The sequence below is a fragment of the Polynucleobacter sp. JS-Safj-400b-B2 genome (genome assembly GCF_018881975.1).
GTDB lineage: Bacteria > Pseudomonadota > Gammaproteobacteria > Burkholderiales > Burkholderiaceae > Polynucleobacter.
The window spans coordinates 13,762-25,656 of the sequence record NZ_JACVPJ010000004.1; the positions used below are offsets into that span (position 1 = coordinate 13,762).

16 protein-coding genes are annotated in these 11,895 nt (G+C 48.4%); all 16 read left to right on the top strand.

The window, feature by feature from the left end; all coding sequences use genetic code 11:
- Positions 1 to 81 precede the first annotated feature (81 nt).
- The 16 genes from ICN48_RS05615 to ICN48_RS05690 all read left to right on the top strand — a co-directional run bounded on the left by ICN48_RS05615 (position 82) and on the right by ICN48_RS05690 (position 11,893).
- A complete protein-coding gene (locus ICN48_RS05615; RefSeq protein WP_216152728.1) occupies positions 82 to 447 on the top strand; it encodes a hypothetical protein in 366 nt (121 codons plus the stop codon).
- The gene (locus tag ICN48_RS05620; RefSeq protein WP_216152729.1) at positions 444 to 764 is read left to right on the top strand and encodes a hypothetical protein; all 321 of its coding nucleotides are present in this window, start codon (positions 444 to 446) and stop codon (positions 762 to 764) included. The genes ICN48_RS05615 and ICN48_RS05620 overlap by 4 nt, the downstream gene beginning before the upstream one ends.
- On the top strand, positions 761 to 1,612 hold the full coding sequence (locus tag ICN48_RS05625; RefSeq protein ID WP_216152730.1) for a DNA adenine methylase: 852 nt from the start codon (positions 761 to 763) through the stop codon (positions 1,610 to 1,612). Before ICN48_RS05620 ends, ICN48_RS05625 begins: the two co-directional genes overlap by 4 nt.
- A complete protein-coding gene (locus tag ICN48_RS05630) occupies positions 1,609 to 2,598 on the top strand; it encodes a YdaU family protein (RefSeq protein WP_216152731.1) in 990 nt (329 codons plus the stop codon). Before ICN48_RS05625 ends, ICN48_RS05630 begins: the two co-directional genes overlap by 4 nt.
- A gap of 224 nt (positions 2,599 to 2,822) precedes the next feature.
- Positions 2,823 to 2,996, top strand: coding sequence for a hypothetical protein (locus tag ICN48_RS05635; RefSeq protein WP_216152732.1), 174 nt, complete (start codon positions 2,823 to 2,825; stop codon positions 2,994 to 2,996).
- Positions 2,997 to 3,052: 56 nt separating this feature from the next.
- Entirely contained in the window at positions 3,053 to 3,475 is a 423-nt protein-coding gene (locus ICN48_RS05640) for a RusA family crossover junction endodeoxyribonuclease (RefSeq protein WP_216152733.1), read from the top strand.
- A complete protein-coding gene (locus tag ICN48_RS05645; protein WP_216152734.1) occupies positions 3,472 to 3,678 on the top strand; it encodes a hypothetical protein in 207 nt (68 codons plus the stop codon). Before ICN48_RS05640 ends, ICN48_RS05645 begins: the two co-directional genes overlap by 4 nt.
- On the top strand, positions 3,675 to 4,250 hold the full coding sequence (locus tag ICN48_RS05650) for a hypothetical protein (RefSeq protein WP_216152735.1): 576 nt from the start codon (positions 3,675 to 3,677) through the stop codon (positions 4,248 to 4,250). The genes ICN48_RS05645 and ICN48_RS05650 overlap by 4 nt, the downstream gene beginning before the upstream one ends.
- A gap of 122 nt (positions 4,251 to 4,372) precedes the next feature.
- Positions 4,373 to 5,632 carry a site-specific DNA-methyltransferase gene (locus ICN48_RS05655; RefSeq protein ID WP_216152736.1) on the top strand — a complete coding sequence of 420 codons (1,260 nt, stop codon included), beginning with the start codon at positions 4,373 to 4,375 and terminating at the stop codon, positions 5,630 to 5,632.
- On the top strand, positions 5,613 to 6,041 hold the full coding sequence (locus ICN48_RS05660; RefSeq protein ID WP_216152737.1) for a hypothetical protein: 429 nt from the start codon (positions 5,613 to 5,615) through the stop codon (positions 6,039 to 6,041). The genes ICN48_RS05655 and ICN48_RS05660 overlap by 20 nt, the downstream gene beginning before the upstream one ends.
- Before the next feature lie 2 nt (positions 6,042 to 6,043).
- The gene (gene terL / locus ICN48_RS05665) at positions 6,044 to 7,444 is read left to right on the top strand and encodes a phage terminase large subunit (RefSeq protein WP_216152738.1); all 1,401 of its coding nucleotides are present in this window, start codon (positions 6,044 to 6,046) and stop codon (positions 7,442 to 7,444) included.
- 126 nt (positions 7,445 to 7,570) lie between these two features.
- On the top strand, positions 7,571 to 9,025 hold the full coding sequence (locus tag ICN48_RS05670) for a phage portal protein (protein ID WP_216152739.1): 1,455 nt from the start codon (positions 7,571 to 7,573) through the stop codon (positions 9,023 to 9,025).
- A gap of 8 nt (positions 9,026 to 9,033) precedes the next feature.
- On the top strand, positions 9,034 to 9,465 hold the full coding sequence (locus ICN48_RS05675; RefSeq protein WP_216152740.1) for a hypothetical protein: 432 nt from the start codon (positions 9,034 to 9,036) through the stop codon (positions 9,463 to 9,465).
- Between the two features lie 76 nt (positions 9,466 to 9,541).
- Entirely contained in the window at positions 9,542 to 10,081 is a 540-nt protein-coding gene (locus ICN48_RS05680) for a hypothetical protein (protein ID WP_216152741.1), read from the top strand.
- 97 nt (positions 10,082 to 10,178) lie between these two features.
- Positions 10,179 to 11,549, top strand: coding sequence for a hypothetical protein (locus tag ICN48_RS05685; RefSeq protein WP_216152742.1), 1,371 nt, complete (start codon positions 10,179 to 10,181; stop codon positions 11,547 to 11,549).
- 83 nt (positions 11,550 to 11,632) lie between these two features.
- Entirely contained in the window at positions 11,633 to 11,893 is a 261-nt protein-coding gene (locus ICN48_RS05690; RefSeq protein WP_216152743.1) for a hypothetical protein, read from the top strand.
- The last annotated feature ends 2 nt before the right edge of the window (positions 11,894 to 11,895 follow it).

The window sequence follows — 11,895 nt, forward strand, 5'->3', positions numbered from 1 at the left end:
TGAGTTGATCCATGACTCTAGTTTCATTTTTTTTGTCAATTTTGACCACTCAACCGCTCTCAACAATGTTGCGAGGTATCAATGAGCCAGATAGCACTACCAACCCCAGTAACGCCTGAACAGGTATCAATCCAAAGAAGTCTTGGCGAATCAATATCGCTTTGCCTTCGAGTAGCAGGGTATGACATTGATAAAACTCCGGCTGGAGACTTGGGTATTGATAAGGCGCAGTTTTCCCGATGGAAATCCAACCAAGAAGGTATTAAGTGGGAAAAACTTACTGACCTTATGGATCGTTGTGGAAACGATGCCCCGCTCCTGTGGATGCTTCACGCTAGAGGTTATGACCTAACCAGCTTGCGCCAAAGAGAAACTGAACTGCAGCGTGAAAACAGAATTTTGAGGGATCAGCTTGCAGCTGCTCGGCTTTTGTTGGGGTTCAAATGAGGCAATCAACCGCCTTTCGCGATACCAGCGCCCAATGCTTTCACAGCTTGCCGGCTGAGTATTTCACCAGCCAAGAGGATCGAATCTTCTTCATCGTCTCCAATGATCGCCGTCCAAATATGCCCATGCGCGAGATTGAGGCTGCCTACAAGAGTCGCTACGAAGAGATTGATTACAGCTCTATATCAAGGGCTATCAACGTCCTTGTGAATAAGAAATTTCGCCTAATCAGGCTTGCCACAAAAAGAGAGTGCTCATTTAGTCATGTGCTCATTCATCCAGTTTCAATTCCGAAGGGTCAATTAGAGCTTCTATGACCGTTATCAAACATCCCGCAATGCGTTACCACGGCGGTAAATGGCGCTTGGCTAAGTGGGTTATTAGCCACATGCCAGAGCATCGCAATTACGTTGAGCCTTTTGGTGGCGCAGCTGGTGTGTTGCTCCAAAAGGAGCCTGCTTATTGCGAGGTTTACAACGACCTTGATTCTGAGGTCGTCAATTTTTTCCGCGTGCTGCGCGATCCCGCATTAAGCCAAAGACTAATTGATGCTTGCGTACTAACGCCGTACGCCAGGGATGAATTTGAGCTTGCTTATGAACCAACGGATGACCCAGTAGAGCTGGCCAGACGCATGGTTGTTAGGGCAAGCATGGGATTTGGTTCGGCGGGAGCTACCAAAAACACCACTGGCTTTCGTATTGATACCGAACGTAAATATTCTACGGCGATGCATCTATGGGCTCGGTACCCAGAAAATATCGCTGTTTTAGGCCAAAGATTTTCTGCGGTACTCATTGAAAATCGTCCGGCAATTTCGGTATTGCAACAGCATGATGCACAAGATTGTTTGCATTTCGTGGATCCACCGTATTTGCCAGAGGTGAGATCGCGCGCCAAGGAAAAAATGTATTTCCACGAAATGAGCCGCGAGGATCATCAAGAGCTTATTGATGTGGTGCATTCACTTAAAGGCATGGTGATGGTGTGCGGCTATGAATCAGAGTTTTATGAGCAGGCATTTAAGGGCTGGACAAAGGTAAGCACCAGCGCCCGAATTAGCGCCTTCAGAGGCACAAAAACCAAAACAGAGTGCATGTGGCTAAACGATAGCTGCACATCCTCACTCGAGCCAGAGAATTACCAGCAAAGGTTAATTGCATGAACCACTTTCCATTCCATATAGGCGACTATGCCGAAGCAACTGGGCACCTTAGTTTTGTCGAGGACGCCACTTACTTCAGATGCATTCGCAAATATTATTCGACCGAAAAAGCCCTTCCGAGAGAAATTTCTCAAGTGCAACGACTCATCGGAGCAAAAACAAAAGAAGAAAAAAATTCTGTCGAGGTTGTACTCAATGAATTTTTTATTCTTGAAGCGGATGGGTGGCATAACAAAAGATGCGATCAAGAGCTCGAAAGATACCACGAAGGCAGCCATGAAGATCAAGAGAAAAAGCAACATGAGAAGGAGCGATTAAGACGCTATCGTGAAGAGCGAAGCCTTATGTTTAAAGCCTTGCGGGAATTTGGTGTTATTCCTAAATGGGATACACCAATGGAAACATTGCGCAGATTATTCGATCAAAACTGCAACGCACCTGAAACGGGTACAGGTTCAGTACAGGAGCAGAACTGCAACGCACCTGATACGAGTTGTGATACGGCTATTACTAACCAAGAACCAATAACCAATAACCAAGAACCAAATATAAAACCTAAGAAGGCTGCGCCTTCCGTCGATTCTGATTTTGAAAATGCTTGGGGTTTGTATCCAAAACGCCCAGGTGCAAGTAAGGCCGCATCGCTAAAGGCATGGAAAGCACGAATCAAGGCTGGAGTTGATCCATGCGTGATGGTTGAGGGGGTTAAGCGCTATGCCAACTTCTGCAAGACCATGGCAACCGATTCTCAGTTCATCAAGCAACCAGCAACCTTCTTTGGTCCTGACGAGCATTACCTTGCCGACTGGACACCAGCCGAAGCAACACCCAAAACCAAAGAATTGCCGCTTGGTACAGATGCTCAGATCGAACACGCCTATCGGGTCGAATGCGGTGGTGACCCGAAGCAGTCACGGTTTGCCAGCTACCCCGACATGCGCAAATTCATCTTGGATTGGCGTGAGAAAAGAAAGGCTAAGGCTTGAATGTGCAAGTACAAAAGCACCGCTGTGCCGTCCGTCAAATGCTTGCCTGGCGCCAACGAATGGGACGTGAAAAGTTTAGAGATTTTTGCTTCGATAAAAAGATTTATCCCATGTGGATCACCCTGCAGGACGACTTCATCAAGCAATGGAAGCTCGGAAATCGTGGGCAATGGGGTTTGTGGTTATGAGGTCAAGAAAAGCATTTTTAACGAGAGAGGGTGTGTATGAAATTTAAGAACGGTCAAAAACCTGCAAAACGCATCAACGCAAGAGTTTTAAATAAACCAAAGCATTCGTTTGAATTGGATTATTCAAGAACTCATCCAATGCCTCACCGTTACGACGAAAAGAGCTTGCGTGGCACAAAGCCTTTCAAAACGTTTAAGGCATTGGGATAGGCGATGGTGATTGCGGATCTCCATTTGAATATTTTTGACATAAAAAGGAAATTCTGATGCCTCAAGTCATCGCCTTCACCATTCCTGGTGAGCCAGTTGCAAAGGGTAGGGCAAGGTCATTCGTGCGCAATGGTCATGTGGCCCACTACACCCCCGAGAAAACCGCAAGATACGAAAACCTCGTAAAACTCGCAGCTGGTCAGGCCATGGCTTCATTAACGCCCATCGAAGGTGCGGTTGCAATCACGGTACGAGCCTACTTCTCCATTCCCAAAAGTTGGAGCCTTAAAAAGCAACGTGCCGCCGCATTGGGCGAGATCTTGCATACCAAGCGCCCAGACCTTGATAACGTCGTCAAAGCCGTTAAAGACGGCGCAAACGAGGTTGTGTGGAAGGATGACTCTCAGGTTGTTCGAGTGTTAGCCAGCAAGAGTTATGGCGATCCAAGAGTTGAGGTGGAAGTGACGGTGCGCCAATGACCGCTTTGGAATCTTGGGAGTACGGAGACCCTGAACGTGTCGCAATTCGTAGGGAGCTTGATGCGCTACGGAAGGCCAAGGCATGTGGTCAGTTTGTTTACAAGGTCACGACTGAGTGGAATGGCGAAAAGTATTTTGGTTGTGAATTTAAGCGCCGAGTTTATGGCATACGTTGCGAATTGTTCAAAAGGATGAAGTCATGAGTGATGTGGTTACCCCGATTTTTAAATCCGTTGAGCAGGCATTGCATGTGAGTTTCCTGATGGAAATCTTGCCAGCGACCCAAAAGAGCGCCATGCAAAGCATGATCGAGCGCATGATGGAAGAAATGGGAATTGTGCAAGAGAGGGAGAAGGGTACGATTAACTTTAGCGGCCTTTCCTCGCTTGAAATCAGGGGGCAGTGCGCCATGGTGAGGGGTGCGGTACTGCATCACTTGCCTCAGCCCGAAGCTGATGCGGTTCACGCCAGGTACGGCTATCACCTGCTCAAGAGCAATGGAATCAAAGGGGTTCGTGACTACAGCCTGCCGATGATGGCTACTCAAGACGACTGGGCTACGCTGGCGATGGCGGTGAGCGTCTTTGGCACCGCAAGGCAGCGCGAGGAATATTCCACCCGCATGATTGCGAAGTCGTGGGGACTTTCTCAAAGTACGGTTGTGCGTGACATCAAGATCATTCGCAACACGGCTAGAGTGCTTCAAGAGCGCGCTTGCGATCGGCTGAATTCATTTTTTGAAATACATGGTTTAGTCGGTTTTAATGATTTTTAAAAAACTATTGCGGGTTTGGTTCACTTGAGGTACATTTTGTCTATCGTAGGGATTTTGGTCTAACAAATTTCCCGCATCAACCCGCCAAGTGCGGGTTTTTTGCTTTTCCACACACCGAATTAATGCGCGACTTAGTGATCAATACTCGTTCTATCGAGCAGTTGATACCTTACGCTCGTAACTCGCGGACACACTCTGACGCTCAGGTAGCTCAGATCGCCGCAAGCATTAGAGAGTTTGGCTGGACCAATCCAATTTTGGTGGATGGCGATAACGGCATCATTGCTGGACATGGACGCGTTTTAGCTGCGCGCAAACTTGGGCTTACCGAGGCGCCATGTCTTGAGATCGGCAATCTGACGCAGGCGCAAAAGCGTGCTTACGTCATTGCTGACAACAAGCTCGCTGAAAATGCCGGATGGGATAAAGACCTGCTGGCCTTAGAGCTAGGCGATCTTAAGGCGGATGGATTTGATCTTGATCTGCTTGGCTTTGGTATCGAAGACTTGGGTAAATTGCTCGAGCCAGACTCCAAAGCTGGGTTAACCGATGAAGATGATGCCCCCGCCTTGGGTGGTGAGTCCATATCCCGCGCTGGTGATATTTGGCTCTGTGGCAATCATCGAGTGATGTGCGGTGACAGCACAAAGCTGGTCGACGTTGAGTTGCTGATGGACGGCTACAAAGCCGACTTAGTGATTACCGACCCGCCTTACAACGTGTCGTATGAGGGTAAAACCAAAGACGCATTGAAGATTCAGAACGACAGCATGTCGAACGGGGATTTCTATCAATTCCTGTATGACGTGTATGCCGCGCTCTTTGCTGTTTCCAAAGACGGTGCTGGAATTTATGTATTTCACGCCGATTCGGAAGGTATGAACTTTCGCAAGGCCATGCTCGATGCAGGCTGGAAGTTGGCGCAATGTTGTGTTTGGGTAAAGCAAGCCCTTGTGATGGGTCGCCAAGACTATCACTGGCAGCATGAGCCCGTCCTTTATGGTTGGAAGCCAACAGGGTCGCATCGTTGGTTCGGTGATCGCAAGCAAACAACGGTTTGGAGTTTTGATCGCCCACAGCGTAACGATGTTCATCCGACCATGAAGCCAGTAGCGCTCATCGAGTATCCGCTTTGCAATAGCAGTCGCGGTGGCGATGTTGTATTGGACTTGTTTGGCGGCTCAGGCTCCACCTTAATCGCTTGTGAAAAACACAGTCGATCAGCTCGGTTAATGGAGCTTGATCAAAAGTGCTGCGACGTTATCGTGCGTCGTTGGCAAGAATTCACTGGACAGCAGGCAATGCTATCCGGTGATGGACGCGCATTTTCCCTGGTGGAAAAAGAGCGCATGGAGAATGTAAATGCCTGGAGCAAAGGGTAAATCTGGCGGTAAACGTACTGGCGCTGGTCGCATGGCGTTTAAGGCAACAGAAGAGCAAAAAGACTTGGTGATGCAGTTAGCGGCCTTTGGTCTGCGACATGCTGACATTGCGTTATTTGTAAAAAGCGCCAATGGTCAATCAATCTCTGAACCAACATTACTTAAGAATTTCAAGAACGAACTTACCACTGGCAAACTAAAAGCCAATGTTAAGGTCGCTCAAACGCTTTACAAGAAGGCAATTGGTGGCGACACGACCTCAATCATCTTTTGGTTGAAGTCGCAAGCTGGCTGGAAAGATACGCAGCGGGTTGAGGTAACTGGTAATTCCGGTGGACCCATTCAAAGCGTCTACATGACCAACGATGAATTTCATCGGGTAGCCAAAACCATTGTCGATGAGTTTTAGCCATGCGCGAATTTAGCCCTGACGAACGATTCGCGGCGGCAAAACTAGCGCAGGCAGACCTTTATTCATTCTGCCGTTGGATGTTTTTTCAACGGCGTAGGTATAAATGGCTCCGTGGCCCACACCACAAGCCTATCTGCGATGCCCTAATGAGGGTATTTCGTGGCGAATGCAAGCGTCTGATCATCAACGTGCCACCTCGGTACTCAAAAACCGAGATTGCCGTAGTGAACTTCATTGCATGGGCGTTGGGTCAAGTGCCTGATGCTGAGTTTATTCATGCAAGTTATGCGGCGCCATTGGCGATCAATAACAGCGCCAACGTGCGTGCATTGGTTCAGCATGAGGCTTACGCACAAGTATTTCCAGGCTGCAGGCTTGCCTCTGACGCAAAAAGTCATTGGACGACCACGCAGGGTGGCGTGATGTATGCGGCTGGTGCCGGTGGAACCATTACAGGTTTCGGCGCCGGCAAGCATCGTGATGGCTTTGGTGGTGCGATCATCATCGATGACCCACACAAGCCTGATGAGGCTAAAAGCGATGTGATTCGGCAAGGTGTTATTGATTGGTTTCAAAATACGCTAGAAAGTCGTAAAAATAGCCCCCAAACTCCAATCATCTTAATCATGCAGAGATTGCATGAGCATGACTTGGCAGGGTGGTTGCTTGATGGTGGTAACGGAGAAGAGTGGGAGCATGTTTGCTTACCCGCAATTCAGGAAGATGGCACTGCGCTATGGCCTGAAAAGCACACTCTTGAAGATTTACATCGGATGGAAAGGGCTGCGCCCTATGTGTTTGCAGGTCAATATCTGCAACGCCCAGCGCCTCCCGAGGGTGGAATTATTAAGCCTGATGCTATTCAGGTGATTGATGCAATACCCGCTGAACCCATTAAATGGATTCGTGGCTGGGACTTGGCGGCATCGGTTGATGGTGACTACACCGTCGGCGCAAAACTTGGAAAGATGGCTGATGGTCGTTTCATCATTGGCGACATGGTCCGTTTGCGTTGTACGACTGATGAGCGTGATGCGGCGTTAAAAAATACCGCTGCCCGTGATGGCAAAGGTGTGCGCATTAGCTTGCCGCAAGACCCAGGGCAATCAGGCAAGAGTCAGGTTTTGTATTTGATTCGTAGCTTGACTGGATACACCGTTCATTCATCCCCTGAATCAGGAAACAAGATTGTCAGGGCTGAACCATTAGCTTCTCAGATCAACGTCGGCAATGTGCTGATGCTCAGAGGGCAATGGAATGATGAATTGATTAATGAAATGCGAATGTTTCCAAACGGAACTGCGGACGATCAGGTCGATGCGCTATCAAGGGCATTTTCTGAATTGATTGCACCGCCTGAACCAGCTCGAACCATTCGTGTGCCACACATGCAGCGATAGTAAAACCCACAGCAAGGGATTGGGGCTAATAAAACTTGCAGGCCGTGATGTGGAGCGTGCCGAATCTCCTTCTACGCTTAGGCGTGTTTTTACGGCGGCAGGCGCGGCCAATATGGATTAGGACTGATGTTTAAAACAATTACCTCGAAAATTGAGCGAGATCAGGACTACCCAGAGCGCCAGTTCACCATCGACGTGTTAACTAGGGTGCTAGAGGGAAAGCTGTACGACCATTTGGAGCATGATTTTCAAACGGAAATGACCACTAGCGGGGAATATATCCCGTTACGCAATCGTCGCCCATCTGTGCGCTATGCACTTTGCAAGACTGTGGTTGATGATTCTGTTTCGCTACTGTTTAGCGAAGGGCATTTCCCATCCATCGACTGCGAAGATGAGAACACCCGTGATTCACTCTCTGACTTGATCAAAGAATCAAAGCTCAATGAGGTGATGATCGAGGCAGCATTGCGTGGCTCAGTGGGATCGGTGGCAATCTTCATGCGCGTGATTAACGGACGCATGTTCTTTGAAGTTAAGGGCACACAGTTCTTGACCCCCGTTTGGCGTGATGATGCGCCTGATACGCTAGAGTCAATCACGGAGCAATACAAGGTTAAAGGTTCAGCCTTAAAACTGGCTGGTTACGCCATAAGCAACGATGATCTAGTTGCTGACTTTTGGTTTCGGCGCACATGGGATGACACAAACGAGACGTGGTTCACTCCCTGGAAGGTCAAGGATGAAAATGCTGGTCCCGTAGTGGATGCAGCCAAGACAAAAAATCATTCTTTAGGCTTTGTGCCGGTTGAGTGGGTGAAGAATCTGCCTGGCGGTAATGGCATTGATGGTGCCTGCACATTCTTGGATGCCATTAATACCAGCATTGAAATCGATTACCAGCTATCGCAAGCTGGTAGAGGCTTGAAATACAGCAGTGAGCCGACATTGGTTCTTAAAGAGCCGTCTGTCGAGGATGGCAAGATTGTTCGCGGTGCCGGAAATGCTTTAGTGGTTTCCGCTGAAGGCGATGCCAAGCTCTTAGAAATTAGTGGTGATGCTGCAGCTGCAGTGGTTGAGTATGTGCGCGCATTACGTGAGCTGGCTCTTGAGTCGATTCATGGAAATCGCGCCAATGCTGACAAGGTAAGCGCCGCCCAATCAGGCCGCGCCATGGAGCTTATGAATCAAGCCTTGATCTGGCTTGCAGATAAGCTACGCATTAGCTATGGAGAAGGCGCTTTGCTCTCGCTTCTACGCAAAATAGTAGCCGTTTCAGCAAAATATGAGCTCAAGATTTACGGCAAAGCAATTGAGCCTCTTAATGCTGACAAAAAGGTTTCATTGCGCTGGCCAGCATGGTATGCGCCAACCTATGCAGATAAGCAAACGGAAGCTGAAACCCTGACAACGCTTCGTACTGGCGAGCTTTTATCGAGAGAAACAGCAATCAAATCGCTGTCAAATTCTTACGACATTGAAGATCCACAAGACGAGTTAGAAAGCATTAAGGCTGACCCGCCTGCACCAACGGCGCAAACGCCAAAGCTGCAAAAACCTAATTCAGATGCAAACGACTGAGGCTCTAAATGACGACTTACAACCTTGATACTGTTGCCAACGCATTAATTGTTGATTCAATGAAGCGTCAAAATGGCAATGGCGCTTATCGCTACGATCGCTATTACAACGTGCTGGCACAGGCTGGCTTAGTTGTTGGCGACGTTGCGTATTTCGATATTGATGTACCTGAATGGGTGCGAACGATCACCAGTCAGAAGCGTAGCTCGACAAGCAACGCAGATTCATTGGTAATGTCATCAGTAGATCCGCAATTTAATACCGGTGTTCAACCATTGCTATTTAGCATTTATGCAAATACGCCTGGAACGAGTAACGCCAATACAAACTGCAACGTCATGGCCTGCAAACCCGTTGGATCGAGGGTTAGGGTGGCACTTACTTTAGCTGGGTCAGTCCCAACAAGTTTGGTGCTCGGCGTGAGCATGTACGACTCTTAATGCTTTAAACCTTCCGCTTGATGTGGGAATTTTGTAACCGACCGCCTGATGGCGGTTTTTTTATTGGAGTGGCTAGATGCCTAATTCAGACCCAAACCCAAATCCTAATCCACCAGCAAATCCTCCGGCTCCACCGGCAGCGCCACCAGCGCCACCTCCAAAGGAGCCTGAAAATTTCTCCGCTGAATATGTGCAAGAGCTGCGTCGTGAAAATGCGCACTACCGCACAAAGGCAAAAGAGAAGGAAGAAGCTGCGATTAAGGCCGCTAAGGATGCGGAAGAAACGACCACAAAGGCTAAGGCTGATGCTGATAGTCGAATTATTCGCGCAGAGCTAAAGGCCGCCGCTTTAAAGGCGGGGATGATCGATCTTGACGGTTTGAAGTTGGCAGATCTTTCAAAGGTATCTTTAAAAGAAGATGGTTCTTTAGAGGGTGCCGATGAATTAATGGAGGGCCTTAAGACGGATAAGCCTTACCTATTTGAAAAGCTGTCAACAACCACCAACACCAATAAAGCACCTGATCCAAATCCACCAGCCTCTAAAAAGGCTTCGGAAATGACTCAGGAAGAGTATGCGGCTGCTAAAGCCGCTGCGCTTAAAGGTAATAAGTAATTAGTAAACGCCCTGGCTATGTAGCTAGGGCGAGTATCCCATCGGGTGCAGGCCACCAAGGGGAATGAAACCAACCTCATTTTTCTTGGAGTGAAATATGCCTATTCAAAATATGCCAACGGCTTTACAGCCAATTATTCAACAAGGTTTCTTGGAGCGTGAGTTCCATGATGCATTGCAATCCTCTATTGGCTATCGTGCCGTAGCGGATCGTGAGCCTGTAGCAATTAACGTTGGTGAAACTGTCACCAAAACTCGTAACGGCTTAAAAGGCCCTGTTACAACCCCATTGGCTGCCAACACAAATACCAATATGGACAATGGCATTACGCCGTCATCCTTCACGGTTGAGCAGTACACGCTTGGTATTAACCAATACGGCGATTCGATCGATCTGAATATCGTTACCTCACAAGTTGGTATCGCCAATCAATTTTTAAAGAACGCTCAGGTCAATGGCGTGCAGGCTCGTCAGTCGCTAGATCGTATTGCGCGTAATGCGTTATTTAACGCTTACATGGGTGGCAATACTCGTGTGCGTACCACTTTGGGCGCTCCTGCAACTACATTGGCGGTAGATGATATTCGTGGTTTCACCACAGCATTGTCAAACGGTCAAATGTTGGCTGTATCGGTAAGCAACCCATTGCCTGTATTGGTTGGTGGCACTGTTTACAGCGTTATTGGCGCTACGCCTGATGGCACTAACGTATCTACCACGGTTATCACTGGTGGCGGCACAAGCGGCGTGTCTGGCACACTGACCTTCTCAGGTAACGTATCTGTCGCTGACGGTACTGCTCTAAATGCCGTAACAAGCACTTATGCGCCTCCAATCATCCGTCCAAACGGTAAATACATCGGCGGTTCAGCAACTCAGGCTACAGCTACACAAGCCTCACTTGCTTCTACTGATAAATTGACCTTGGGCGCTGTTGAAGATGCTGTTGCCTTGTTGCGTAACAACACCGGCATGGATAGCGTGAACTTCAACTTGTACTTGGACAATATGTCTATGCGCCAGTTGTGGGCTGATAACGACTTTAAGTTGATGTATCAAGGTCAGTACGGCTCCCAAGAAATGCGTGTTGGCAAGGTATTCCAATTGCTTGGTTGCAACTTCATCCCAACTACAGAAGCCCCTGTGCAGGCCTCCAATGCTGGCGTTACCGCCGGTGTTCGCCGTCCAATTCTTTGTGCTCCTGGTGCATTGGTTGAGGGCGACTTTGCTGGTATGGCTGAACGTGCTTTTGATACCGCCGGTAAAAATAGCGTTGTTCAAACCGTTGACGATGTTGTGCAAGTTGTGCGTGCACCTATCGACCGCTTGCAACAAATCGTTGCGCAGTCATGGTTTTGGATTGGTGGCTTTGCCGTCCCAACTGATGCAACTGCAACTAGCAACATCATTCCAACTGCATCGCCAACTTATTACAAGCGCGCGATCATACTTGAACATGCGGCCTGACCTATTAATTAGGTAGCAATCTTGTTGCCCGACTGCTTCGGCGGTCGGGCACAACCCAACCCAACAAAGGCAAGGTAAAAATCATGGCAAAAGCTAATCCAAAAACTGCATCTATTGAAGATTTGAAACAGGATGGCGCGCAGGGCGAAGATGCTCCTAAGCAACCCAACAAAGGCAAGGTAAAAAGCGATGAGCCTTTACTGCCAACAAGCATTACATTGTCGGCACCGCATGGTTTTATTGATGAAGATACTGGTGAGCATCGCTACTGGCATGCTGGCATGGAAGTCACTGACCCCGAAGAAATCAAGCTATTGATTGATCGTCAAGCCCCACTGGAGTAAAA

Excerpts from the sequence above, each read along its gene's own strand:
- ICN48_RS05655 (WP_216152736.1), top strand. The coding sequence starts at position 4,373 with ATGCGCGACTTAGTGATCAATACTCGTTCTATCGAGCAGTTGATACCT.
- ICN48_RS05685 (WP_216152742.1), top strand. The coding sequence starts at position 10,179 with ATGCCTATTCAAAATATGCCAACGGCTTTACAGCCAATTATTCAACAA.
- ICN48_RS05660 (WP_216152737.1), top strand. The coding sequence starts at position 5,613 with ATGCCTGGAGCAAAGGGTAAATCTGGCGGTAAACGTACTGGCGCTGGT.
- terL (WP_216152738.1), top strand. The coding sequence starts at position 6,044 with ATGCGCGAATTTAGCCCTGACGAACGATTCGCGGCGGCAAAACTAGCG.
- ICN48_RS05630 (WP_216152731.1), top strand. The coding sequence starts at position 1,609 with ATGAACCACTTTCCATTCCATATAGGCGACTATGCCGAAGCAACTGGG.
- ICN48_RS05680 (WP_216152741.1), top strand. The coding sequence starts at position 9,542 with ATGCCTAATTCAGACCCAAACCCAAATCCTAATCCACCAGCAAATCCT.
- ICN48_RS05615 (WP_216152728.1), top strand. The coding sequence starts at position 82 with ATGAGCCAGATAGCACTACCAACCCCAGTAACGCCTGAACAGGTATCA.
- ICN48_RS05640 (WP_216152733.1), top strand. The coding sequence starts at position 3,053 with ATGCCTCAAGTCATCGCCTTCACCATTCCTGGTGAGCCAGTTGCAAAG.
- ICN48_RS05675 (WP_216152740.1), top strand. The coding sequence starts at position 9,034 with ATGACGACTTACAACCTTGATACTGTTGCCAACGCATTAATTGTTGAT.
- ICN48_RS05670 (WP_216152739.1), top strand. The coding sequence starts at position 7,571 with ATGTTTAAAACAATTACCTCGAAAATTGAGCGAGATCAGGACTACCCA.
- ICN48_RS05635 (WP_216152732.1), top strand. The coding sequence starts at position 2,823 with ATGAAATTTAAGAACGGTCAAAAACCTGCAAAACGCATCAACGCAAGA.
- ICN48_RS05650 (WP_216152735.1), top strand. The coding sequence starts at position 3,675 with ATGAGTGATGTGGTTACCCCGATTTTTAAATCCGTTGAGCAGGCATTG.
- ICN48_RS05645 (WP_216152734.1), top strand. The coding sequence starts at position 3,472 with ATGACCGCTTTGGAATCTTGGGAGTACGGAGACCCTGAACGTGTCGCA.
- ICN48_RS05625 (WP_216152730.1), top strand. The coding sequence starts at position 761 with ATGACCGTTATCAAACATCCCGCAATGCGTTACCACGGCGGTAAATGG.
- ICN48_RS05690 (WP_216152743.1), top strand. The coding sequence starts at position 11,633 with ATGGCAAAAGCTAATCCAAAAACTGCATCTATTGAAGATTTGAAACAG.
- ICN48_RS05620 (WP_216152729.1), top strand. The coding sequence starts at position 444 with ATGAGGCAATCAACCGCCTTTCGCGATACCAGCGCCCAATGCTTTCAC.